The organism is Acinetobacter sp. YH12200 (assembly GCF_013418175.1).
In the GTDB taxonomy this organism is placed as follows: Bacteria; Pseudomonadota; Gammaproteobacteria; order Pseudomonadales; family Moraxellaceae; genus Acinetobacter; species Acinetobacter pseudolwoffii.
Genome location: NZ_VPCO01000019.1, coordinates 44828 through 69699, shown reverse-complemented (window position 1 = coordinate 69699; position 24872 = coordinate 44828). Strand labels below are relative to the sequence as shown.

General features: G+C 44.3%; 18 protein-coding genes. 5 read left to right on the top strand and 13 right to left on the bottom strand.

Annotated elements, in window-relative coordinates:
- Nucleotides 1–114: transposase (locus tag FTU90_RS12250; RefSeq protein WP_180050720.1), on the top strand; the 114-nt coding region annotated here is incomplete at its 5' end.
- A 181-nt stretch (nucleotides 115–295) separates the two neighbouring features.
- Here FTU90_RS12250 and FTU90_RS12245 read toward each other — a convergent pair.
- From FTU90_RS12245 to FTU90_RS12225, 5 genes are all read right to left on the bottom strand, one after another.
- Entirely contained in the window at nucleotides 296–949 is a 654-nt protein-coding gene (locus tag FTU90_RS12245) for a 3-oxoacid CoA-transferase subunit B (protein WP_159138111.1), read from the bottom strand.
- A complete protein-coding gene (locus tag FTU90_RS12240; protein ID WP_005170906.1) occupies nucleotides 949–1620 on the bottom strand; it encodes a 3-oxoacid CoA-transferase subunit A in 672 nt (223 codons plus the stop codon). The genes FTU90_RS12245 and FTU90_RS12240 overlap by 1 nt, the downstream gene beginning before the upstream one ends.
- A gap of 41 nt (nucleotides 1621–1661) precedes the next feature.
- Nucleotides 1662–2942, bottom strand: coding sequence for an MFS transporter (locus tag FTU90_RS12235; protein ID WP_005170902.1), 1281 nt, complete (start codon nucleotides 2940–2942; stop codon nucleotides 1662–1664).
- Between the two features lie 251 nt (nucleotides 2943–3193).
- Nucleotides 3194–4393: an acyl-CoA dehydrogenase gene (locus FTU90_RS12230; protein ID WP_180072724.1), complete on the bottom strand. Its 1200-nt coding sequence runs from the start codon at nucleotides 4391–4393 to the stop codon at nucleotides 3194–3196.
- A gap of 32 nt (nucleotides 4394–4425) precedes the next feature.
- Nucleotides 4426–5580, bottom strand: coding sequence for an acyl-CoA dehydrogenase family protein (locus FTU90_RS12225; protein ID WP_074383164.1), 1155 nt, complete (start codon nucleotides 5578–5580; stop codon nucleotides 4426–4428).
- Nucleotides 5581–6060: 480 nt separating this feature from the next.
- On the opposite strand from FTU90_RS12225, the gene FTU90_RS12220 reads away from it, so the two are divergent.
- Both FTU90_RS12220 and FTU90_RS12215 read left to right on the top strand, forming a co-directional pair.
- Nucleotides 6061–6897, top strand: coding sequence for an IclR family transcriptional regulator (locus tag FTU90_RS12220; RefSeq protein ID WP_005170895.1), 837 nt, complete (start codon nucleotides 6061–6063; stop codon nucleotides 6895–6897).
- 220 nt (nucleotides 6898–7117) lie between these two features.
- A complete protein-coding gene (locus FTU90_RS12215; RefSeq protein ID WP_074382773.1) occupies nucleotides 7118–8830 on the top strand; it encodes an electron transfer flavoprotein-ubiquinone oxidoreductase in 1713 nt (570 codons plus the stop codon).
- A gap of 300 nt (nucleotides 8831–9130) precedes the next feature.
- Here FTU90_RS12215 and FTU90_RS12210 read toward each other — a convergent pair whose 3' ends face one another.
- The 5 genes from FTU90_RS12210 to betI all read right to left on the bottom strand — a co-directional run bounded on the left by FTU90_RS12210 (nucleotide 9131) and on the right by betI (nucleotide 16373).
- Nucleotides 9131–11329 (bottom strand): OsmC domain/YcaO domain-containing protein, encoded by a 2199-nt coding sequence (locus tag FTU90_RS12210; protein WP_074382772.1) that lies wholly within the window; start codon nucleotides 11327–11329, stop codon nucleotides 9131–9133.
- A gap of 365 nt (nucleotides 11330–11694) precedes the next feature.
- A complete protein-coding gene (locus FTU90_RS12205) occupies nucleotides 11695–12465 on the bottom strand; it encodes a hypothetical protein (protein WP_180000139.1) in 771 nt (256 codons plus the stop codon).
- Between the two features lie 147 nt (nucleotides 12466–12612).
- On the bottom strand, nucleotides 12613–14280 hold the full coding sequence (gene betA, locus FTU90_RS12200; protein ID WP_180072722.1) for a choline dehydrogenase: 1668 nt from the start codon (nucleotides 14278–14280) through the stop codon (nucleotides 12613–12615).
- A gap of 15 nt (nucleotides 14281–14295) precedes the next feature.
- Nucleotides 14296–15771, bottom strand: a complete 1476-nt coding sequence (betB, locus tag FTU90_RS12195) for a betaine-aldehyde dehydrogenase (RefSeq protein WP_180072720.1) — start codon at nucleotides 15769–15771, stop codon at nucleotides 14296–14298.
- Between the two features lie 14 nt (nucleotides 15772–15785).
- On the bottom strand, nucleotides 15786–16373 hold the full coding sequence (gene betI, locus FTU90_RS12190) for a transcriptional regulator BetI (protein WP_159138108.1): 588 nt from the start codon (nucleotides 16371–16373) through the stop codon (nucleotides 15786–15788).
- A 260-nt stretch (nucleotides 16374–16633) separates the two neighbouring features.
- On the opposite strand from betI, the gene FTU90_RS12185 reads away from it, so the two are divergent.
- The gene (locus FTU90_RS12185; protein ID WP_159138107.1) at nucleotides 16634–18670 is read left to right on the top strand and encodes a choline transporter; all 2037 of its coding nucleotides are present in this window, start codon (nucleotides 16634–16636) and stop codon (nucleotides 18668–18670) included.
- 30 nt (nucleotides 18671–18700) lie between these two features.
- Nucleotides 18701–19309 carry a MarC family protein gene (locus FTU90_RS12180; protein ID WP_100357603.1) on the top strand — a complete coding sequence of 203 codons (609 nt, stop codon included), beginning with the start codon at nucleotides 18701–18703 and terminating at the stop codon, nucleotides 19307–19309.
- A gap of 83 nt (nucleotides 19310–19392) precedes the next feature.
- On the opposite strand, the gene FTU90_RS12175 is transcribed toward FTU90_RS12180, so the two are convergent.
- From FTU90_RS12175 to FTU90_RS12165, 3 genes are all read right to left on the bottom strand, one after another.
- The gene (locus tag FTU90_RS12175) at nucleotides 19393–21555 is read right to left on the bottom strand and encodes a TonB-dependent receptor domain-containing protein (protein ID WP_159138190.1); all 2163 of its coding nucleotides are present in this window, start codon (nucleotides 21553–21555) and stop codon (nucleotides 19393–19395) included.
- A gap of 688 nt (nucleotides 21556–22243) precedes the next feature.
- The gene (locus FTU90_RS12170) at nucleotides 22244–23974 is read right to left on the bottom strand and encodes a bifunctional protein-serine/threonine kinase/phosphatase (protein ID WP_159138106.1); all 1731 of its coding nucleotides are present in this window, start codon (nucleotides 23972–23974) and stop codon (nucleotides 22244–22246) included.
- A 65-nt stretch (nucleotides 23975–24039) separates the two neighbouring features.
- Nucleotides 24040–24849: a formate/nitrite transporter family protein gene (locus FTU90_RS12165; protein ID WP_005170868.1), complete on the bottom strand. Its 810-nt coding sequence runs from the start codon at nucleotides 24847–24849 to the stop codon at nucleotides 24040–24042.
- Between the last annotated feature and the right edge of the window lie 23 nt (nucleotides 24850–24872).

Here is a 24872-nt window from a genome sequence, read left to right as displayed (position 1 = left end):
AACTTTTTTGCCAAGCTCAAGCAGTATCGTGCTATTGCCACACGCTATGATAAATTGGCTCAAAACTTCTTATCAGCGATCTACCTGGCTTCAACAATCATTTGGCTTAATTGATGACACGCCCTAGCAAAAATTTGTATTTATATCTTCAAATTGCGTAAAGATCGGCCTTATTCCAGATATTCAAAATCTATATGTAATACTCAGCATTTAAACATGCGTAAATCGCAGCCTAAGCTACGATTTACAAGTTACAGGCATACTGTAATTTATACAAGGTGAAGCTCTGCGCTGTCTACTGCTGCCGATGATCCAGCAATTTACATCCGGTCTGCTGTTGCAGTTCCTCAAAGCTTAACCCCTCCACCATCTCAATGACCCGGGCCTGCTGGTCTTTGAGCTCAATCACACACAAATCGGTATAAATACGGTTTACACAGTGCTTGCCGGTAATCGGATAAGTCAGCTCTTCAACAATTTTGGCTGCACCGTTTTTGGTGACATGTTCCATACAGACATAAACACAACGCGCACCGACGGCCAGATCCATGGCGCCGCCTACGGCAGGTACAGCAGCGGCATTACCGGTATGCCAGTTGGCCAGATCACCATTAATCGCCACTTGAAAGGCCCCCATGACGCAAATATCCAGATGCCCACCGCGCATGATATCGAAGGAATCTGCAGAGTTCATAAAACTGCCGCCTTCCAGCATGCTCACCAGTTCCTTGCCGGCATTAATCAGGTCATCATCCGCCTGTTCAGGATCATTCAAGGCCGCAAAACCCAAAACACCATTTTCAGAGTGCAGGATCACATTCTGTTCCGGTTTTAAATGACCTGCCACACGGGTCGGTAAACCGATGCCCAGATTGACAAAAGAACCGTTTGGAATATCTTGCGCGACTTTTGCCACAATCTGTTCACGAGTACGTTTTTGAATAGTCATTATTTGATATCTCCGACCTGAACCACATGCTGTACAAAAATGCCCGGCGTTACGATAATCTCTGGATCAAGATCTCCGAGTTCCACAATCTGGTGTACCTGAGCGATAGTGGTTGTTGCCGCTTTGGCCATGATCGGACCAAAATTACGCGCTGCCTTGCGGTAGGTCAAGTTGCCCCAGCGATCTGCCTGATTGGCATAGATCAAGGCATAATCAGCATGAATCGGATATTCCAGCACATAATCCTTGCCATTAATGTGGCGCGTTTCTTTGCCTTCTGCAATTTTGGTGCCGAAGCCAGTCGGCGTGAAAACTGCCCCTAAGCCGGCACCTGCTGCCTGAATACGGCAGGCCAGATTGCCCTGCGGAACCAGTTCCAGTTCAATTTTTCCAGCCTTGTACAGGTCTTCAAATACAGTGGAGTTATTGGCGCGTGGAAAGGAACAGATCATTTTTTTGACCAGTCCAGACAACAGTAAATTGGTAAGTCCACGATCTCCAGAGGCTGCATTATTATTGATAATGGTTAGATCTTTTGGACCCAGATCAATCAGTGCTTCGATCAGTTCCACCGGTTGGCCTGCCAGACCGAAACCACTGGTCATAATGTGTGCACCATCAGGAATCTGTTTGAGAACTGTTTCGATATCCTGCGTGATTTTATTCATCATATTGCTTCCTAGCATCTTTTCTATATATTTTGATTGGTAGATTAATCGGCTTTTTGCGGATCAAATAAGCGATCTTTAATAAAGAAAGCCGGAATCAAGCCACAAAGAAAATAGGCAATTCCCATGATCAATAAACCGGTTCCAATAGATCCACCCTGAGCAAAATAACCAATCGTCAGTGGGGCAAAAACAGCACCTAAACGGCCCACGTTATATGCACCACCAACCGCAGTTCCACGTACTTTGGTCGAGAAACTTTCCGTCATGTAGGTGGCATTAATGCCATAGGGAATACCGTAAAGAAATCCGAAAAACAGCATCAGCCAGAGAATATTGTCCGGGGTATTACCAAACACAATCACCGGAATAAAAATTGCGGTGCCCATGGTGCCAAATGCGAACACTGCACGACGGCCAATACGGTCGGCAATAAAACCGGCAATGACTTTGGTACACATCATGATCAGGAAAGTACCAATCATATACATGGTCATTTCTTTAAACTTGATGCCCAGATCCGACTCTAGATAGGCAGGTAACCAGTTACTGACGCCGTAATATCCAAACTGTAAAAATGCGGTACTGAATGACCAGAGAATGAACATGCGACGGCTAAGTGCATCTTCAAAAACCATTTTAAAAGTGTTTTTAGGTTTTTCCTGAACAATCCCGCTGGCTTTGGCATCGAGGCGCGCTTGACGTGCATCTAACCAGGCTTTGGGTTCAGGCACTAAAAAGTACATTGCGACAGAAAGTACAATAGGAATAATCGCAATATAATACAGATATCGCCAGCCAAATTCGGGCAATAACCAGCCTGCCAAAACAGTGGCGACGACCGAGCCCAGGGTCCAACCGGTCATCAGTGTGGCCAATACTGTCGAGCGATACTTGGTTGGCACATATTCCGCCATCAGGGTATTACAGGCAATATACAAGGCGCCTAGACCAATCGCAGAAGTAAAACGCAGCCACTTAAACTGATCATAGCTTTCGGCAAATCCTAGCCAGAAAGTCAATGAAGAAAACAGTGCAATGGCGATCACGATGACTCGAACCCGCCCGAACCGGTCACAGGCCCAGCCACCAAAAAATCCACCAATCGCCATACCTGCCAATGTCCAGCTGCCCAGCGCCCCTGCCTGCATACTGCTTAATGAAAATTCCTGTTTCAGACTGGTCAGACTGTAGGCCAATAACGCAATATCTGCTCCATCGACCAGTAATGCCAAAAATGAGAACACAAAGGCCAGAATCCAGACTTTTTTCTTGGGTTGGTTATCATTTTCCAAATGAGGGTGTTGCGCACTGATCGTATTCATGGCGTCCTTAAAATATTTTTGAGCATTCCGGTGCTTTTATAACTTTTATCTTTCACGTAATTATTTATATGAAAGATATAGTGAACCAGGGTGATAATCCTATCATCTGCCTATCGGGTATTTAATTTATGTGCATGTTTCCACTTGATTTTTAATTGGGTATCTTATTGAAAACCTGGTATTTGTAAACAAACGGCAACAAATAGTCGGCGCTCTAGCCAGCATGTGCTGGCTAGATGTTATAGCTAGACTTAGTTACAAAATGCAGCGATGCCGGTTTGTGCACGTCCTAAAATCAGGGCATGTACATCATGAGTACCTTCATAGGTATTCACGACTTCCAGATTAACCAGATGACGGGCTACACCAAATTCATCAGAAATCCCGTTACCGCCCATCATGTCACGTGCTAGACGTGCAATATCCAGGGCCTTACCACAGTTATTGCGCTTGATCAGTGAAGTCCCTTCAACTGACGCGATACCTTCATCTTTCATGCGACCAAAACGTAATGCTACCTGTAAACCAAGGGCAATTTCAGTTTGCATATCGGCCAGTTTTTTCTGAATCAGCTGGTTTGCTGCCAATGGACGGCCAAACTGTTTACGGTCCATGGTGTATTGATGTGCAGTATGCCAGCAAAATTCTGCTGCGCCCATGGCACCCCAGGCAATCCCGTAACGGGCACTGTTCAGGCAGGTAAATGGACCTTTCAAGCCACGCACTTCTGGAAATGCATTTTCTTCCGGTACAAAGACGTTATCCATCACAATTTCACCGGTGATCGAGGCACGTAAACCGACTTTGCCATGGATCGCAGGTGCAGACAGCCCTTCCCAGCCTTTTTCCAGAATAAATCCGCGAATGTCACCGACATTACCTTCGGCAGAAACTTCTTTGGCCCAGACCACAAATACATCCGCGATCGGACTGTTGGTAATCCACATTTTTGCGCCGGTGAGACGGTAACCGCCATCCACTTTTTTGGCACGGGTAATCATGCTGCCCGGATCAGAACCATGATCCGGTTCAGTCAGGCCGAAGCAACCAATATATTCACCAGTCGCTAGTTTTAGTAAGTACTTCTGCTTTTGCTCTTCAGAACCAAATTCGTTAATCGGTACCATTACCAAGGAGCTTTGTACGCTGGCCATTGAACGATAACCTGAATCAACACGCTCAACTTCGCGTGCAATCAGACCATAGCTGACATAATTTAAACCGGCACCACCGTACTGTTCTGGAATGGTGGGACCCAGTAAACCAAGCTCGCCCATCTCACGAAAAATGGCCGGATCGGTTTTTTCATGGCGGAACTGTTCTAATACGCGTGGCATCAGCTTGTCCTGACAATATGCTGCTGCCGCATCACGGATCATACGTTCCTCTGAACTGAGCTGCTGTTCAATCAGGAACGGGTCTTGCCAATCAAATCTAGTTTTAGTCGTCATTTTTATATTTCCCTATTTTAAAAAATATATGTTTAGGCTGTGGCCTGTTTAATCATTTCACGTGCAATAATAATTTGCTGGATTTGTGTCGTTCCTTCATATAAACGGAACAAACGCACATCACGGTAAAAACGTTCAATTGAATATTCACTGATATAGCCTGCTCCACCATGAATCTGTAAACAGCGGTCAGCGACACGACCACACATTTCAGTGGCAAACATTTTGGCGCAAGAGGCTTCCGTCGTCACATTCTGACCGGCATCACGCAGTCGGGCTGCATCCAGTACCATACATTTGGCTGCATAAATTTCAGCTTTAGAGTCAGCCAACATGCCCTGAATCAGCTGAAAATTTGCAATAGCCTGACCAAACTGCTTGCGTTCTACCGCATAGTTTAAGGCATCTTCCAGCATACGCTCTGCCATACCCACGCTATAGCCGGCAATATGTAAACGGCCTTTGTCCAGAACGCGCATGGCCGTCTTGAAACCAACGCCTTCAACACCACCAATCAGCTGGTCTTTATGCACCCGGCAATTATCGAAAATAACATCGCAGGTATAAGAACCATGTTGACCCATTTTTTTATCAATTTTGCCTAGGCTCAAGCCTGGTGTGCCCGCTTCTACCAGAAATGCTGAAATGCCACTGGCGCCTTTGATTTCTGGATTGGTGCGTGCCATGACTGTAAATGTCGTTGCACGTGGCGCATTGGTAATAAAACGTTTGGTGCCATTTAAAACATAATAATCGCCATCTTTTACCGCATTGGTTTTTAAAGATGCAGCATCTGAACCGGAATCTGGCTCAGTCAAACAGAAAGAACCAATGATTTCGCCGGTTGCATAACGCGGTAAATATTTCTGTTTTTGCTCTTCTGTACCATCAATGACGATGCCACTTGAACCAATACCGTTGTTGGTCCCGATTAGAGAACGGAATGCAGCCGATGTCCGGCCCAATTCCATCGCAACCAGAATTTCCTCTTCCATGGTAATGCCTAAACCGCCGTATTCTTCTGGAATCGTCAGACCAAACAAACCCAGCTCTTTCATCTGTTCCACAATATGTTCAGGAATGGCATTGTTCTCTTCTACTTCATGTTCGAGAGGAACCAGTTCATTTTTTACAAAATCTCGAATCGTAGACAGAAGTTGATCGAGCATTTCCGGATCGCGAATCATATGAATCTCCATGTATATGGTCTGGGTAAATTCCTTTACCGTTTTATTTTTAGTTTCGTATTACGAAATAAATAACCATAAAAATAAAAATTCAGCAAGCAAATTCGTCAAAAAATTTATTTTTTATAAAAAAACGAAATTTATCTGGCTTTAAAATGGATTTAATATAGAATAATATTTCACAATACGAAATTATTGCTTTTTAAATTTCGCTTTACTAACGCTGCTTTCTATAAGGAGCTGACCAGAGATGAAAGCTTAAAAAGTGATAAAGTTTATTGTTTATTTAAAGGCTTTATTTTAAAAATAGCTCCACTATTTTTTGCAGTTATTTATTATGTATAGCAGCATTTAGACATGAGATAGAATAATATTTAGTCGTTACTCATATAATTCATCTACAATTTAAATGTTTTATTTTGTATCGTGAAACTAAGTTGCTATGATATTCATTAATTTACTTCTCTATTTATGTAGACCATGACTAAAAATAAAACAGGTGAAATACCTAATTTTGATGAAATTCGCTTAGATCCAATCTCGCATATTCATCGCGAAAACAATCCCCAATTTATTGCGTCTATTGCGCGTGGCCTTGAGATTCTAAGATGCTTTTCTGCGACCAATCAGTTGTTGGGCAATCAAGAAATTGCACAAATGACCAATTTACCAAAGCCAACCGTGGCGCGTATTACCAGTACGCTGGTATCTTTAGGCTATCTGAAACAACTTCCAAATACGACTAAATATTTACTCGATGTCGGTGTACTGGCTCTGGGCTATTCTGCCTTAAGCAATATTTCTGCGCGAACCCAGGCTTATCCATTTATGGAAGAAATGTCACGTTATGCCCAGGCGCCAGTGGCAATGGCAACACGTGACCGTCTCAATATGATCTATCTGGAAGTGGTACATACAGATACGACTTTAACCATGCGCCGTTCAGTGGGTTCAACTTTACCAATTCATTCGAGTGCCATGGGGCGTGCATGTCTGGCGGCGATGGACGTGAAAGAACGTGAATATTTATTTGATGCCATTAAAAAAAGAAATGAAGATCAATGGACAACAATTAAACGAAATCTAGAACGCGCCATTCGCGATTATCAGGATTATGGTTATTGTTTATCTCTCGGAGACTGGGCCAAAGATGTGAACTCTGTGGCCGTTCCTTTGATTCATCCCAAACATGGTATTTTAACTTTTAACTGTGGTGCACCAAGTTATTTGCTAAATCAGGAAAAACTGGAAAATGAAATTGGCCCGCGTCTGATTCACATGGTGAATAGTATTGCCATGAACCTGAATAATATGTAAGTAAAACCTCTCATTCGGGCGGCTTAGGTCGCTCTTTTTATTTGTTGCAGCCAATAATAATTAAACCGTTTTCTAATATTGAACCGGATCTTTTCAATTCTATTCATTCTACAGCAATCCAAGACTCTCAAAATCTATCCCTATAAAAAACAAAAATTAGACTTCATAAGCCATCTGGATAATGCTATAAATATCGTATAGCGAAACTGGATTTTATATTATGGAAGATATAACAAGAGAATCGATGGAGTTTGACGTCGTCATCGTCGGCGCAGGCCCTGCAGGTCTATCTGCTGCGATCAAGATCCGTCAACTTGCAATTGAAAACAACTTAAATGATTTGTCCGTTTGTGTCGTAGAAAAAGGCTCCGAAGTCGGTGCACATATCCTGTCAGGTGCGGTACTTGAACCACGTGCCATCAATGAATTATTCCCGGACTGGAAAGATCAAGGCGCACCGCTCAATGTGCCGGTGACCGAAGATAAAACTTTCTTCCTGCTTTCAGATGAAAAATCACAAGAAGCCCCACACTGGATGGTGCCAAAAACCATGCATAACGATGGCAACTATGTCATCTCGCTGGGCAATGTGGTGCGCTGGTTAGGCCAGAAAGCGGAAGAACTGGAAGTCTCGATCTTTCCGGGCTTTGCCGCATCGGACATTCTGTATCATGCTGACGGTACCGTGAAAGGCATCCAGACCGGTGACATGGGCATTGGTAAAGATGGCGAACCAACGCATAACTTTACCCCGGGTTATGAACTGCATGCCAAATACACCATTTTTGCTGAAGGTTGTCGTGGCCACCTCGGTAAACGTCTGATCGAACAGTTCAACCTGGCCAAAGATGCAGATCCACAGCATTACGGTATCGGGATCAAAGAACTGTGGGAAATTGATCCGGCCAAGCACAAAGCGGGTCTGGTGATGCATGGTGCCGGCTGGCCACTCAATGAAACCGGCTCGAGTGGCGGCTGGTGGTTATACCATGCTGAAAATAATCAGGTGACTTTGGGCATGATCGTGGATCTGTCCTACACCAATCCGCATATGTATCCATTTATGGAAATGCAGCGCTGGAAAACCCATCCTCTGATTAAACAATATCTGGAAGGCGGCAAGCGTATTTCTTATGGCGCACGTGCCGTGACCAAAGGTGGCTTTAACTCACTGCCTAAATTTACCTTCCCGGGTGGCTCTTTAATTGGTGATGATGCAGGTTTCCTGAACTTTGCCAAAATCAAAGGTTCACATACGGCAATGAAGTCCGGCATGCTCTGCGGCGAAGCGGTATTTGAAGCGATTGCGGCTGGTGTGGAAAAAGGCGGTGATCTGGCGGTTGCGCGTGTAGTTGAAGGCGAAGATTTCTTTGTCAAAGAACTGACCGCCTATAAAGACAAGTTTGATGCAAGCTGGCTGAAAGAAGAGTTATATAACTCACGTAACTTTGGCCCGGCAATGCATAAATTCGGTCAATGGATCGGTGGTGCATTTAACTTCATTGATCAGAACGTGTTTAAAGTACCGTTTACCCTACATGATCTGGTACAAGACCATGCGGCACTGAAAACTCAGGCGGCTGAAACGTTTAAACCGAACTATCCTAAACCGGATGGCAAGCTGACCTTTGACCGTCTGTCTTCAGTATTTGTATCCAATACCGTACATGAAGAAAACCAGCCTGCGCATTTAAAGCTGACTGATGCTTCGATTCCGGTGGAAGTGAACTTACCGAAATGGGATGAGCCGGCACAGCGTTACTGCCCGGCAGGTGTATACGAAATCATGGAAAATAATGACGGTTCCAAGCGTTTCCAGATCAATGCAGCCAACTGTGTGCACTGCAAGACCTGTGATATTAAAGATCCGTCTCAGAACATCACCTGGGTAACACCGGAAGGTGGCGGTGGTCCAAACTATCCAAATATGTAATTTGGATAGTTCTTGTGAATTAAAAAAATATATCTATTTCTCTGATTCACTTACCCAATCTTGAAGCAGTTCGTACTAACTCTTCACTTTAATTTTTTAGGTAATCCCAGTTCTCTCGAGAGCTGGGATTAATAAATTTTAAAGTAAATCAAAATAAGCCTGTATCACTCTATCTATTGAAATGAGATAGGAAAATAATCTGGTTTATGTCGTGCTGAAAAAATGGCTGACCCGAAGCCGGATCAGCCATTTTAAAATCAGACCTGAACGACTAAAATTTGAGTCATTCAGGGAATTGATTTATTTTGCGACAAACTTGGCACGCGCAGCATGCAGTTTTTTATAGCTATCAATCAGGCGTAAATGACGATCCAGACCTTCAAGCTTCATGCTGGTTTCAGTCAGGCCATGGAAACGAAGCGTGCCTTCAACTGAAGCCATAACCGCATCCATACGTTCATCACCAAACATACGGCGGAAGTTGTGTGCATAATCTTCCAGCTCCATATCATCATCGAGCAATACTTCAAGCACGACATTCATGCATTGGTAGAACAGGCCACGTTCAACGGTATTGGTATTGAACTGCAAGAACTGCTCAACCAGATCCTTGGCTTCTTCAAATTGCTGTAAAGCGATATAAATCAAGAGTTTTAGCTCAAGAATAGTGAGCTGTCCCCATTCAGTATTTTCATCGAATTCAACCCCGATCAGGGTTTTGATTTCGGTATAATCATCCAGTTCGCATTCTTCCAGACGCTCTACCAGTGCTTCAAGCTGTTCTTCATCAAGACGATGCAGGTTCAAGATATCTTCGCGGAATGCCAGAGCCTTGTTGGTATTGTCCCAGATCAGATCTTCAACCAGATAGATTTCAGAATAGCCTGGCACCAGAATCCGACAAGCTGTTGCGCCGAGATGCTGATAAACCGCCATATAGACTTCATGACCGAGCTCTTCCAGAATGCCGAATAAAGCTGCAGCTTCATCTGCATTGGAGTTTTGGCCATTATTGGTAAAATCCCATTCCACGAATTCATGATCTGCTTTGGCACTAAAGAAACGCCAAGACACCACACCACTCGAATCGATAAAGTGTTCGACATAGTTGTTTGGTTCAGTCACGGCATTTGAACTAAAGGTTGGTTTTGGCAGGTCATTCAGACCTTCAAAGCTACGACCTTGCAACAATTCAGTCAGGCTGCGTTCAAGTGCCACTTCAAAGTTTGGATGCGCACCAAAAGAGGCAAACACACCGCCAGTGCGCGGGTTCATCAAGGTCACACACATTACCGGGAATTGGCCGCCTAATGAAGCATCTTTGACCAGCACCGGGAAGCCCTGTTCCTCTAAACCTTTAATGCCTTCCACGATTTTTGGATATTTTGCCAGCACCTGTTCAGGCACATCCGGTAAAGCCAGTTCACCTTCAATAATTTCACGCTTGACTGCACGTTCAAAGATTTCTGACAGGCATTGCACCTGAGCTTCAGGCAAGGTATTCCCTGCACTCATGCCGTTACTTAAGTAAAGGTTTTCAATCAGATTTGATGGGAAATAAACAGTTTCACCATCAGAGTGCCGTACAAATGGCAGTGAACAAATGCCGCGTTCGGTGTTGCCCGAGTTGGTGTCATAAAGATGAGTACCTAAAAGTTCATCTTCAGGATCATAAATTTCAAGCGTGTATTCGTCTAAGACTTCCTGTGGAAGTTCGCCATTTGGACCCGGCTTAAACCATTTTTCATCTGGATAATGTACAAATTCTGCATTGGCAATGTCTTCACCCCAGAACTGGTCGTTATAAAAGAAGTTACAGTTCAGACGCTCGATGAACTCGCCCAGTGCAGATGCCAGCGCACTTTCCTTGGTTGACCCTTTACCATTGGTAAAGCACATTGGCGACTGTGCATCACGAATATGCAATGACCATACATTTGGTACGATGTTGCGCCATGATGCGATTTCAATCTTCATGCCCAGACCGGCCAGAATGGCAGACATATTGGCAATGGTTTCTTCCAAAGGCAGATCTTTGCCCGGAATGAAGGTGCTGTTTGCCGAGGCCAGACTTGGCATTAACAAGGCTTGCGCATCGGCATCAATGCTTTCGACTTCTTCAATCACAAACTCAGGGCCAGTCTGGATCACTTTCTTGACCGTACAACGGTCAATCGAACGTAAAATGCCCTGGCGGTCTTTTTCTGAAATATCAGCTGGCAGTTCAACCTGAATTTTAAAAATCTGTTTATAACGGTTTTCAGGATCGACAATATTGTTTTGTGACAGGCGAATATTTTCGGTCGGAATATCACGTGCTGCACAATATACTTTGACAAAGTAAGCTGCACAAAGTGCCGATGAGGCCAGAAAATAATCGAATGGACCGGGTGCAGAACCATCGCCTTTGTAACGAATCGGTTGATCGGCAATCACCGTGAAGTCATCAAATTTGGCTTCTTGGCGCAGATTGTCGAGATAATTGACCTTGATTTCCATGTGGACACCTAAATGTTCTTATGTGCCGCCATGGACAAATAAGATGCTGAATCTGAATGTACAAGCCGAATCACGCAGGAGAACTTGACTTAAAAATAAATCAGGGTAATAACGTAGTCATGAGACTACGGCGAACCCTTTAAGAATGGGCGCTATTATAGAGTCATTTGATGAAATTGATAACGTTTGTGAGTTTTTCCGCGATATTTTCTATAAAGCTAAGAAATAGGAACAACATGAATCAACACATTTAAAATTTGTGACGATCCATGTGTTGCTTTTAATATCGAATGAGCGCTTCTGATGTAGCTTTAAAATATGTATAGACAGATTAACAATAATTTCATCTTCTAAGCTTTAAGGCCTTAAAAATCATAGCTTAAACCGAATAAAGCCAGATTTCGCTGCTTGTCACCGTAGCGGTCATAGCCCCCCAGCAGATATTCGCCTGACACACTTAATTGAGGCAAGATTGCATAACTCAGTCCAGCAGACGCATAACGGAAGGCATGCTGTTTTTGGGTATCGCCCAGTTCTCCACCTTCATATTTGCCTTCATCATTAAAATAGCTACCTGCAGCAGTCAGACTGGCATTCACACGATCATTCAATTGATGGTTCAGATTCAGCGTATAAAAGGTATCGCCCTGATTGGCATAGGCCACATCATAAAGATAGGTCGATACGCTCGCGCCAATACTGGTTTTTTCATCCAGCATACGGCTGACATTTAAACCCAACTCATTACCGGTGGTGTTTTCGCCCCCTGGATAATAGTAGGTGGCATTCCAGAAATCCCAATCATAATGTTCCGAGCTGTGCGTATAACCGACCAGAAAATCATGCTCGAATTTATCGGTGCTATGCCCTTTGCGTCCTTGCACCTCAGCATAGGAATAACCCAATGTAGAACCCCAATAGCCCACATAAAAGTTGCCATAGGCCAAATTCAACCCTGCTTGTAGTGCAATATTATCGTCTTCCGGTGCATTGCTTAAACCACGTGATACATATTTAGACACCACGCTCAGGTTGCCACTTGCTTGTATTTGAGTATTTTGAACGTCATTTGCAAAACTACAAATACTGGAAAATGTGACACAGCCGAAGAGCAAGGTTTGATTTAAGATTCTCATAAAATATAAAATTCTTTTTAGGTAAATAAAAGGGCTGAACACATGATGCAGCCCTACTTAAAGATTGATTAATATCAAAATATACAGCTTATTTTAACGCATAATTAATATAAGTTTATGCCTATTTCCACCTGTAAAATAGAAATTTCAAGCTTGGCTTGAGACTCGAGCTGCCTGATAAAACGGCGCAGTCGATGCAGCTAAAGCCGGATTTCCCCGAATATGATCTGCCAGTTTCTCGGCCATCATGATGGTGGTGGCATTCAAATTTCCGGTAATAATTAAGGGCATGATGGAAGCATCAATGACTCTGAGACCCTGCATTTCATGTACCCGGCCATAACCGTCCACAACTGCCATATCATCCTCGCCCATTTTACAGCTAGAAGATGGGTGATATGCGGTTTCAGCATGATTACGCACAAACTCGTCAATCTGGGTATCTGTCTGTACAGCTTGACCCGGACTGATTTCTTCACCCCGATAAGGATCAAGTGCTGGCTGGTGCATAATTTCCCGGGTAATCCGGATGGCATCCCGGAATTCGCGCCAATCCTGCTCGGTACTCATATAGTTAAATAAAATACTTGGATGCTCAAACGGATCTTTGGATTTGAGTTGTATACGCCCGCGGGAGGGTGAACGCATCGAACCGACATGCGCCTGAAAACCATGCTCATGAATGGCATTGGTTCCATTATAGTTAATTGCAATCGGCAGGAAATGATACTGGATATTGGGCCAGTCGAACTCGTCGGAGGAGCGGATAAAGCCGCCTGCTTCAAACTGATTACTGGCGCCAATACCTGTGCCTAGAAATAACCATTCAGCACCAATCATCGGCTGGTTATACCACTTTAAGGCGGGATAGAGACTGACCGGTTTTTTACACTGGTATTGCAGGTACATTTCCAGATGATCCTGCAAGTTTTCGCCCACACCCGGCAAGTCCTGAACGACTGTAATGTCCAGACTTTTTAATAATGCGGCAGGACCCACACCTGAACGCTGCAAAATTTGCGGGGAAGCAATCGTCCCAGCACACAGCAGAACTTCTTTATCGGCAAAGACCTGAATGGGTTGTAAGGCATTTTGCCCTTCAAAATATTCCACGCCAATCGCCTGCTTCTGGCTAAACAAAATTCTATTGGTCATGGCATGGGTAATAATGGTGAGATTATCGCGCCCTTTGGCCATATCCAGATAACCGCGCGCAGTACTGGAACGACGACCTTTTGGCGTCACGGTACGATCCATCGGGCCAAAGCCTTCCTGCTGATAGCCATTTAAATCATCTGTTCGTGGATAACCTGCCTGTACACCGGCCTCGATCATGGCATGAAACAGTTCATTATTATCATTTTTTGGTGTTGCGACTGAAACCGGCCCGGCATCGCCATGGTAGTCATTGCCACCAATATCACGCGTTTCAGCCTTTTTATAATAGGGCAGACATTCTGCATAGCTCCAGTGTTCCAGACCTTTCAAGCTGGCCCACTGTTCCAGATCCATGGCATTGCCGCGGATATAACACATGCCATTAATCAGCGATGAGCCACCAAGGCCTTTACCACGTCCGCATTCCATGCGGCGATTATTCATATGTGGTTCAGGATCGGTCAGATAGGCCCAGTTATAACGGCGTCCCTGTAAAGGATAAGCCAAGGCTGCCGGCATCTGGGTTCTAAAATCCAGACGATAATCCGGCCCGCCCGCCTCTAATAGCAAGACTTTGGTATCCGGATCCTCAGTCAATCGAGCAGCCAGCACATTTCCGGCCGAGCCTGCCCCGATAATAATATAATCGTAATTCATCAAGCGGAGACCTCCTTATGCGCTAAACACGGACTGGAATGGGCTCAATTCCACCTGAACCGATTTGGTCTGGGTATATTGCTGCAAGGTCATAATTCCGTTTTCACGCCCTACGCCCGAGTGTTTATAACCACCGACCGGCATTTCCGCTGGAGATTCGCCCCAGGTATTAATCCAGCAAATTCCGGCTTCAATCTGGTGAATGATACGATGCGCACGGGCAAGGTCAGGCGTGACAACACCCGCAGCCAGTCCGTACTCGGTCGCATTGGCACGGCGAATGACTTCCTCTTCAGAGTCATAGCTTAAAATGCTCATGACAGGCCCAAAGATCTCATGCTGGACGATACTCATATCATCCCGGCAGTCACTAAATACCGTGGGCAAGACGTAGGCACCTTTGGCCAAATCACCTTGTGTGGCACGGCCACCACCACAAAGTAATCGTGCCCCTTCGATTTTGCCCTGCTCGATAAATTTCAGTACTTTCTGCATATGCGCAAAACTAGAGACTGGCCCAAAATTGGTTTCCGGATCGAGCGGATCGCCTATACGGATATGAGGAATACGCTGCAAGATTTTTTCTTCAAAAGCCGCTTTTAAGGTATAGGGAATGAATACCCGGGTGCCGTTGGTACAGACCTGACCTGAGCTGTAAAAATTGGCCATCATGGCAATGTCAGCGGCAAGATCAAGATCGGCATCTTCACAGATAATCAGGGGAGATTTCCCACCGAGTTCCATGGTGACTTCTTTCAGGCTGGAATCTGCTGCTTGTGCCATGACTTTTTTGCCCGTCGCAACACCACCAGTAAACGACACTTTGGCAATATCCTGATGCGCAGTTAAGTAACCCCCAATTTCGCCACTACCCGTCACGACATTAAACACACCATGCGGTACACCGGCTTCGGTATAAATCTCCGCCAGTTTGAGTGCGGTTAAAGGTGTTGTTTCACTGGCTTTGAAAATCATGGCATTGCCTGCTGCCAGTGCAGGTGCAGATTTCCATAGGGCAATCTGAATCGGATAGTTCCAGGCGCCAATGCCGGCCACAACACCCAAAGGTTCACGACGGGTATAAATAAATGAAGTCTCTCTCAGCGGAATTTGCTGTCCTTCGAGCGCAGGCAAGATTCCGGCATAATATTCGAGTACATCTGCACCAGTGGCAATATCTACTGTAGAGGTTTCGCTAAAGGCTTTGCCACTGTCGAGACTTTCAATACGCGCCAGTTCATCATTACGTTCGCGCAAAATAGCAACGGCTTTATTTAAAATCCGGGAGCGCTCGATTGCTGTCATTGCCGCCCAGACTTTCTGGCCTTTTTGCGCAGATTCTACAGCGCGATCGATATCTTCTTTGCTACAGATCTGGATTTCAGCCAGAACCTCGCCAGTCGCAGGGTTGATACTTTCAAATGTCTGATTAGATGTCGCATCGACATATTGTCCGTGGATATAAGGACGCTGTAGCTTATATGTAGTCAATGTAATTCCCTCGCCTATTGGTGTGATTTCAATTGCTGCTGGATAAACTGGCTACACAGTTCGATCGACATCGCCGGATCAATTTCGCCACTGATCAGTGCGCCGCGTAACCAGAATCCGTCGATCAGTGCAGCCAGTCCTTGAGCCGCTGTTTCTGCTTCTGATTGGGACAGCACTTTCATAAATTCGTACTTAAGATTGGAATGTAAACGGTAGTGATTGACCTGTTGCAACCGGTGTAATTCAGGCTGATGTAAACTACTGGCCCAAAATGCCAGCCAGACTTTCATAGCGGCCTTATTGGTTTGAGGTGCAGCAAAATTACCCCGTACAATGGCAAGCAAACGTTGCTCAGGTGTGGCATCCACCTGGGTCTGCATCTCTGCCACGGTTTTACCTAACTGCTGCAATAAATAACGCATTGTTGCTTCAATGAGGCCATTTTTCCCGCCAAAATAATGGCTTATGATGCCGGTCGAAACACCGGCACGTTGTGCAATCTGGCTGATTGAGGTTTCTGCAAAACCTAGTTCATTTACAGCAGCTAGGGTCGCGTCAATAAGCTGTTGACGGCGGATCGGTTGCATACCAACTTTTGGCATAAGACTAACCTGAATAACGAATCTATAAATCGGACTCATGCTGCAATAGCAGAATGAGGTAACATTAAAAAACGTTTTTTTAATTGAACGATCAATTAATAAAAATTATAGTGCCTAGCAACCTCAGATGTACAGCGCAGTTTGTTTTGGATTTGCAAATGTTTGTAATTGATTCGGCTTTGACTCTTTAAGTGTCGAACCCTGTGTCAAATCGAACTGCGCTGTAAATCACATGACAATAAAACTACGGTCACAGATTTATGCAAAAGAAAACTGAACAAGTGCAGGATAGTCTGAATAAAGTGGTGTTTTATGTTTCAGCAACACTTATTCTGCTTTTTTCTCTCGTCACGATTTTATTCAATCAACAGGCCAATCTGGTCATCACCAATATTCTGAACTGGGTCAGTCGTACATTTAGCTGGTATTACCTGCTGGCTGCCACTTTGTATCTGGTGTTTATTATTTTTATTGCCTGTTCACGTTATGGGGAAATTAAATTAGGGCCTAAACATTCCAAGCCTGAATTTAGTTTATTAAGCTGGTCAGCCATGTTGTTTTCTGCCGGAATCGGGATTGACCTGATGTTCTTCTCGGTGGCGGAACCTCTCTCGCATTATATGAATCCACCCGTCGGTGAAGGCCAGACTTTCGAGGCGGCTCGCCAGTCCATGGTCTGGACCCTGTTCCACTATGGTTTAACTGGCTGGAGCATGTATGCACTGATAGGTGTGGCCCTGGGCTATTTCAGTTATCGTTATAACCTGCCACTGACCATCCGTTCAGCACTCTATCCGATTTTTGGTAAAAAGATTCATGGTCCGATTGGGCATACGGTCGATACTGCGGCAGTACTCGGCACGATTTTCGGTATTGCGACCACCTGCGGTATTGGTGTGGTCCAGCTCAATTACGGCCTGCATGTGCTGTTTGATTTACCGGAAAACCTGTGGGTACAGACCGGATTAATCGCAGTCGCGGTGATTATTACCATTATTTCTGTTGCATCCGGTGTCAATAAAGGCATCCGCGTCCTTTCAGAAATTAATATTTATGTCTCGATTGGCCTGTTACTGTTTATTTTAATGATGGGCAATACCGAATTCTTGCTGGCCGCCCTGATTCAGAACTTTGGTGACTATATCAGTCAGTTTCCAAAGCTGTCCTTAACCAGTTTTCCATTTGAGCAACCTAAAGAATGGATGAATAGCTGGACTTTGTTCTTCTGGGCCTGGTGGATTGCCTGGTCTCCTTTTGTCGGGCTGTTTCTGGCGCGTATTTCACGTGGACGAACCATCCGTGAGTTTGTCGCCGGCACCTTGATTATTCCCCTATTATTTACCCTGACCTGGTTATCTATTTTTGGTAATAGTGCACTCCATAGCGTCATGTTTGATGGCAATACTCAACTGGCGACCACAGTCCTGGAAAATCCGGCACATGGTTTCTATGACTTGCTGGCGCAATATCCTGGCTTTAGCTTTATCGCAGGGATCGCGACCATTACCGGTTTGTTGTTCTATGTCACTTCTGCGGATTCTGGCGCTTTGGTACTGGGGAATTTCACCACTAAATTTACCAATATCGAGCATGATTCACCGCGCTGGCTGAGTATTTTCTGGGCCATTGCGATTGGCTTGCTGACTTTGGCGATGCTGATGGCCAACGGTGTTACAGCCTTGCAAAACACCACCATTATTATGGGACTGCCTTTTAGCTTTGTGATTTTCTTTGTCATGGCGGGCCTGTATAAATCCCTGCGTCTGGAAGATTTCCGTCAGGCCAGTACCAGTATGAATGCGGCACCTGTGGTCGGAAACGTGGACATCTTTAACTGGAAAAAACGGCTGAGTCGGGTGATGTTACATCCAAGCCTGCCCCAGACCCGAAGCATGCTAAATGAGGTGTGCAAACCGGCTATTGAGGCTGTTGCAGCCGAACTCATCACTAAAGGTGTGCATGTTGATGTACAGGAAAAACCGGTAGAGGATGAACCGGAACTCTATCATCTGGATCTGATTATTCAGCTCGATGAAGAAGAAAATTTTGTTTATGAAATCTGGCCGGTGCGTTATGACACCCCAAACTTCAGTTCGCGCGGGAAACGTGCCAAACGTTATTACTATCGTCTGGAAAGCTATCTGTTTGAAGGTTCGCAAGGCAATGATCTGGTCGGTTATAGCAAGGAACAGGTCATTAACGACATTCTGGATAAATATGAACGTCATATGATGTATCTGCATATTAACCGTATCAGTCCGGGTACACGCCCGCTGTTTCCAGACCGTGAAAATTAATACCGTCCAAGGCCCTAGAAGGAATCGATAATGTCAGAAAGCTTACATGCCTTTGCCCTGTTCTTCTCTTTACTCAATCCATTTTTGATGAGTATTTATATGCTCGGAATTATCCGTAATTCCGAAGCCAAAGTCTTTAACATGGCATTGATTCAGGGCAGCCTGATCAGCTTTATCGTCTTTATTATTTTTGCCAAGACCGGTGAAGCCTTTTTTCAGGAAGTACTGCATGTCCGTTTTGAATCTTTCCAGATTTTTGGCGGTATCATTTTTCTGGTGATTGGTTATCGCTATGTCTTTGAAGGCGCCGATACCATTGGCGTGATGCGTGGGGCGCCTCATCATCTGGCAGGCACCATTGCCATGCCATTTATGATTGGCCCGGGCACCATTTCAGCGGCGGTGATTACCGGAATTCAGCTCAGTTTATGGCAAACGATGCTGGTGATTTTTCTTACCCTGTTTTTGACCTGTAGCCTGCTGATTTTAATGAAATACCTGCATGATCATTTGCAGCATAAATATTCCAACTATATAGATTTATATGTGGATATTGTTGGCCGTGTTGCTGCGCTGCTGATTGGTACCATTGCGATCGACATGATCGTCACGGGCGTCAATGGAATTATCCAGGGATAATCAAGAAGCACTTCTGATATTAAATTGACCAATGAAAAGAGCGGGTTAATCCCCGCTCTTTTTTTGCTATTAAAGCCTAACTTTTAAAACTTGAAAGATACGCCAGCATAAGTCGAGAATCCTTCTCCCGGCGAAGATCGGGCTACATCATCACCTTGATCGTTATAGCCTGGAATCACGACCGCAGCATATTTTTCATCGGTAATATTCTTGAAGTTGATCCAGGTTTTCCAGGACTGATGTTCAGGTGCATAACCCAGATCAATGCCCCAGATCTGGTAATCATCACTAAAGCGGCTATTGGCATAATCATGCGCCATTCTAGAGGCATATTCGGTATTCAGGCCAATATAAAAACCATTATGCATGGCATAACTGAGCTGTGCCTGATACAAATGTTTTGGAATCCCGGGCAACTGGTTTTCGCCAAATAGCGGATCATTTTTATATTGGAAATCACTCAGTGTATAGGCCTGTTGCAAGCGCAACTCACCGTGTTGAAATTCGCGTAGAGGTGTATCTAAACTGAGTTCGACGCCTTGATGAATGGTTGGCGTGGCATTTGCTTCTACACCAATTCTATCTTCTGAAGGGTCAGCATTATTTCCATAATCCTTAATCATTTCAGACGTTAAAAGTTCATTTTTAACTTTAGAATAATAATAGCTTAGCGCCCAGTCACCAAAGCCTGATTGGCCACGTCCACCCACTTCAAAACTATTTGCAGTCTGGGTTTTTAAATGAATCGGAGCACGTACCCGACCTGAGGCAACCCCTTCATCAAAATAATAGGGGGATGACCATGCCATCGCCCAAGGATGAGCCGGTTCAATGCTGCGGCTTAAATTGGCAAACCACTGCACAGACTCATTCGGTTGATAAGTCATCCCGAGACGTGGGGCAAAATCCCACTCATACTGATTGATCTTAGAACTGGCAACTGGATAAGTCACTTCACTTTCACGATGGGCATAGACTGCTGCAAGCCCCAGATCTAGGGAGAGCTGGTCATTGAGCGCCGTCTGCTGATCAAATTGCAATACATTGTCTGAACCACGATAGGTATAACGGCGTGTGACCGTATCTGCCGGATATGTTTGATTACCAATTTCTGTATTAAATCTTAAAGTTTCCGTTACACCACTGTTTGGACGATGGGTGGTACTGCGTAAGGCAATACGCCCCTGATGTTCCAGACCTAACAATTGATAGGGCTTTTCATACTGAATACGTGCAGTAATATCTTCATAATCGACATTGGTACGATAGCGACTTTCACGTAAGTCTAACGGATAATGATGATATGCCAGACTAGCAGTCAATTTTGCATCATCCTGTAAATTCCAGGTGGTGGTGTTGGCGAGCCAGGTACTGCCCGACTGGATACGTTTGGCATCAATTCCTACAAAATTAGGATCAGCTACTTTAGGATTGTTTTTTAATTGTTCTTGCCTAATACGCCCCGGTGTCAGATGTTTGCTCTCACGGTAACGGGCATAAAAACGGGTTTCAATGTCCGGGCTAATCTGGTAGCCGAGATTAAAAGCTAGGCCTTTGCCATCACCTTTGGCATGATCCTGAATTCCGTCAAACTGGTTACCCGTTAGTGCCAGATAATAATCCAGCTGATCCAGTTTACGGCCGGTACTGAACTGATATTTTTGATAACCATGACTGCCTGCCTCATACTTCAGTTCAGAACCATTCTGCTCGGCACCAGTCTTGCTTTTATAGTTAATCGCTCCGCCTAGCGCCAGCGCCCCCTGTTTAAAACCGTTTGCACCGCGATAGACGCCGACATGATCAATCCACCAAGGCTCTAGTAATTCATAAGCGGTGCCGCCCGGCCCGGTAAATGGAATGTCATCAATCAGCACAAAGGTACCAGAGGCATGCGCACCTGATGTCCGGTTAATACCCGAGCCACGGATAGACACTTTGGCGCCTTCATTGCCCGGGGATTGAGCATAGATACCGGGTTGCAGACGAAATACATCGGCATTATTTGCAATATGTTGATGTTCAAGCTGCTGGGCTGAAATAAAATTGGTTCCACCTGAGGTTTGCGCAAGCTCGGTCTGGTATTGCTGCTGCGGATCTGTCTGTTCAGCACTGACCACGATGGTGTTGAGTTGTTGCACAGGATGCTGGCTGCGAGATGTTTCAGCATAGACAGCACTGGAAAGAACTGAAAGGATCATCAAGCTTAGCGGTTTTTTGTTCAGCGGAATTGTTCTCGTGCTCATATCGGGTTTATACAATCCTGTATACATGATCCTAATCCTAGAGGGATTCTGGTTTTAAAAATTATGCTGTAGCATAAATGAACAATGCCGAATCAAGGCATTATTTTCTGCCAAAAAACTGACTGATCAGCGTATATTTTTTGATGTAATTTTGGTATTTTTTGATTATACAACTTGCAAGATAGCTACCACATCCTCACAAGTTCCAAGAACTTAATAATTAAGTATTTGATATTAAATAATATGCTATTTAATTCTGCACACATGTATTTCCAGTTGGCATAATGTAATACTGCGTTAAATTCATAGTGGACTAAACCAGTTACTTCATATTCAAAGCTCACTGAAATTGAGTAGCATATCGATTTGAATTAGCTCATAGCATCGTCTTGGATCGAGCCCACAGTCGTTTATATATTTTGAGAAAATTACTGAGCACTGGGTCTTGGATCTGGGCTAAAGGATAAATTTTGGATCAGACTCAACCTGACTCATATTCAAAAATTATTCACTCATTGAGCAGAAAAAGGGTGAAAACCGCGTGAACATAAAGTGATGCAAACAGCAACTGTTTCATTAAAACCTGCACATAGAATAAGCAGATATTTGGACTGAATAATATGCCAAACATTCCCGAACTTGCTGCTGACAATTCAAAAAATATAATTGAATAGCCTATTAAAGAGCTTTATTTTGTAAAATATAGGGAAAAGACCAAGAGTAATAAGATAAACAGAATCGCGGTGCAGCATTTCCAGAATGTCAGGGGATGACGCTCAATCACAGGACGTGAAACAGATTTTTTTAATTCAAGATCAGGCTGTTTCAAGTCATAGATAAATGCTGAAAGTGCCTCATAACGTTGCTCTGGACGAATTGACAGTGCTTTTTTAAAAATCGCATCCAAACCCTTGGGCAAATCCGGACGATATTCAGACAGTGAATGATAGCGTACCTTTTTTAATTTTTTTTCGGTCTTGCAGCGCGCCAGCTCTGTCCCATAAGGCAATTGCCGGGTCAATAAATAATAGCTCATCACTGCCAGTGAAAACTGATCTGATTTTACCGAGGGTGAGCGCCCTATAAAATACTCTGGTGCCATAAATGCCAACGTTCCCAAAGGCACATCTGCATGTTTAGGATTCAGTTCGACCAGCCCTCTAACTGCCGTCGATCCATAATCAATCAGTTTTACTTTCAAAGCATCAATCGGTTCAAGCAGCATGACATTTTCTGGCCGTACATCCTGATGCAGCATTTCAAGTCGATGCATGGCATTCAGTGCTTTGGCCACCTGTTCAATAATCGGAATCAGTTGTTTTAAACTTAAAGCAGTTTTTTGACGATGTAGCCATCGGTTTAAGCTTTCCCCTTGCAAGTATTCATAACTTTGAAATAAAAACTTTTTACTGCCTGTATGCGGATAGTAGTGCATCAGGTTTTCATGTTTTAAACGCTTGGATACCCAGTCTTCCAGCTGGAATTGTTCCACTGCTTTCAGGTCATCCTGCAAATCGACAGACAAGGTTTTAATGACCAGCTGAGCTTGTGTGGCTGCATCCTGCGCCAAATAAAGGCTACTGCGATGATTTTGGTGCAGGATTTTATGAATGCGATAACCTTCAAACAAATCACCATGACTGAGTTGCTGTGGAAATAAAATATTTTCCTGAATCTGAAAGCTTTTCTCTTGAGCTAATGCATCAATTCGGATGATTTGAATGGTGAGATTGTCATCGCTGCCGCGCTTTAAGGCCAGTTCGACGATAGATTGGGCAATAGTATCCAGATTTTGTTTTTGCTGCAGCATATCCGAGATCTGCTGTATATCGATAAATTCATAGACACCATCGGTCATCAAGAGAAACAAATCATCTTCACATAATTCAAGTTGTTGATAATCGACTTCAATCCGATGATCTACACCTAAAGCACGACTTAAATAATGCTCGGTTGAAGATAAACGAACCCGATGATCAATGGTCAGCTGTTCAATGCTTTGGGCTTGAATGCGATAAACACGGCCATCACCTGCATGAAAAATATGTGCCCTGTTTTGTTTCAAAATCAGTGCACTCAAGGTGCAGACATAACCATGATCTTTATCAAAACGTCCCTGACTCTGTTGGGTTTGCGCATACAGCCAAGAGTTGGTCGCACGAATCACCCGAGCAGCTGAAGTTTGGGTACTCCATGCATCCGAAGTTGAATAATAATCGGATAAAAAACTACTGACCGCCGTTTCTGCCGCAATATGGCTGACATTGCTGCTGCTAATCCCGTCTGCAATGGCACAGGCAATACCTTTGCTGCTCAGCGCATGGCCTTCAGGAATATAAATGCCATAAAAATCCTGATTTTGTGCTTTGATTCCGGCGGAAGAATATTGTCCGATACTGATTTTTAATTTTTTATTCATTGTAGACACTCGAAAAGGGATCGAATCGATCCCTTCAATTTCAAGACATAAATATCATGCTCAAATTAAAATTCTTTTTTATCACCTGTACGGACATGCGTGGTATACAGCGCCAGACCAGTTAAAGCTAAACCACCAACCAAGTTACCCAGCACTACCGGTAATTCATTCCACAAGAAATAGTCTGTAATCGAGAAATCACCGCCCATCATCATGGCAAATGGGAACAGGAACATATTCACGACAGAATGCTCAAATCCCATGGCAAAGAACAGCATGATCGGCATCCACATGGCAATGAATTTTCCACTTACAGTTGTTGACATCATGGCGCCAATCACACCAAGTGACACCATCCAGTTACACAGCATGCCGCGTATAAAGATGGTCATCCAGCCAGCAAAGCCATATTCGGCATAACCCAAAGTCCGGTCTTCACCAATATGAGCAATTTTTACGCCGACTTCGTTTGGTTCAGCTGCGAAACCCATGGTATAGACCGCCGCCATCAAGATTGCGACGGTTAAACATCCAATAAAATTGCCTAAAAACACCAGCCCCCAGTTTTTTAAAATACGCGCCCATGTCACCCCTGGACGTTTGTCTAGCCAGGCCAAAGGAGTCAATACAAATACCCCGGTCAGCAGGTCATAGCCCAATAGATATAACATGCAAAACCCGACTGGAAATAACAGTGCACCGATCAGTGGCACCCCTGTCTGTACAGCAATCGTCACCGCAAATACTGCTGCCAGCGCCAGAATCGCACCGGCCATAAATGCACGAATTACAACATCACGTGTGGCCATATGCAGTTTTGCTTCACCAGCATCGACTACTTTTTTTGCAAACTCTGCAGGAGCAAGATAAGCCATAGTTTTATCCCCTTTATATAAAA

What these genes read in the sequence shown, in the direction of transcription:
- FTU90_RS12245 (WP_159138111.1), bottom strand. Translation starts at nt 949, where the DNA reads ATGACTATTCAAAAACGTACTCGTGAACAGATTGTGGCAAAAGTCGCG.
- FTU90_RS12240 (WP_005170906.1), bottom strand. Translation starts at nt 1,620, where the DNA reads ATGATGAATAAAATCACGCAGGATATCGAAACAGTTCTCAAACAGATT.
- FTU90_RS12235 (WP_005170902.1), bottom strand. Translation starts at nt 2,942, where the DNA reads ATGAATACGATCAGTGCGCAACACCCTCATTTGGAAAATGATAACCAA.
- FTU90_RS12230 (WP_180072724.1), bottom strand. Translation starts at nt 4,393, where the DNA reads ATGACGACTAAAACTAGATTTGATTGGCAAGACCCGTTCCTGATTGAA.
- FTU90_RS12225 (WP_074383164.1), bottom strand. Translation starts at nt 5,580, where the DNA reads ATGATTCGCGATCCGGAAATGCTCGATCAACTTCTGTCTACGATTCGA.
- FTU90_RS12220 (WP_005170895.1), top strand. Translation starts at nt 6,061, where the DNA reads ATGACTAAAAATAAAACAGGTGAAATACCTAATTTTGATGAAATTCGC.
- FTU90_RS12215 (WP_074382773.1), top strand. Translation starts at nt 7,118, where the DNA reads ATGGAAGATATAACAAGAGAATCGATGGAGTTTGACGTCGTCATCGTC.
- FTU90_RS12210 (WP_074382772.1), bottom strand. Translation starts at nt 11,329, where the DNA reads ATGGAAATCAAGGTCAATTATCTCGACAATCTGCGCCAAGAAGCCAAA.
- FTU90_RS12205 (WP_180000139.1), bottom strand. Translation starts at nt 12,465, where the DNA reads ATGAGAATCTTAAATCAAACCTTGCTCTTCGGCTGTGTCACATTTTCC.
- betA (WP_180072722.1), bottom strand. Translation starts at nt 14,280, where the DNA reads ATGAATTACGATTATATTATTATCGGGGCAGGCTCGGCCGGAAATGTG.
- betI (WP_159138108.1), bottom strand. Translation starts at nt 16,373, where the DNA reads ATGCCAAAAGTTGGTATGCAACCGATCCGCCGTCAACAGCTTATTGAC.
- FTU90_RS12185 (WP_159138107.1), top strand. Translation starts at nt 16,634, where the DNA reads ATGCAAAAGAAAACTGAACAAGTGCAGGATAGTCTGAATAAAGTGGTG.
- FTU90_RS12180 (WP_100357603.1), top strand. Translation starts at nt 18,701, where the DNA reads ATGTCAGAAAGCTTACATGCCTTTGCCCTGTTCTTCTCTTTACTCAAT.
- FTU90_RS12175 (WP_159138190.1), bottom strand. Translation starts at nt 21,555, where the DNA reads ATGAGCACGAGAACAATTCCGCTGAACAAAAAACCGCTAAGCTTGATG.
- FTU90_RS12170 (WP_159138106.1), bottom strand. Translation starts at nt 23,974, where the DNA reads ATGAATAAAAAATTAAAAATCAGTATCGGACAATATTCTTCCGCCGGA.
- FTU90_RS12165 (WP_005170868.1), bottom strand. Translation starts at nt 24,849, where the DNA reads ATGGCTTATCTTGCTCCTGCAGAGTTTGCAAAAAAAGTAGTCGATGCT.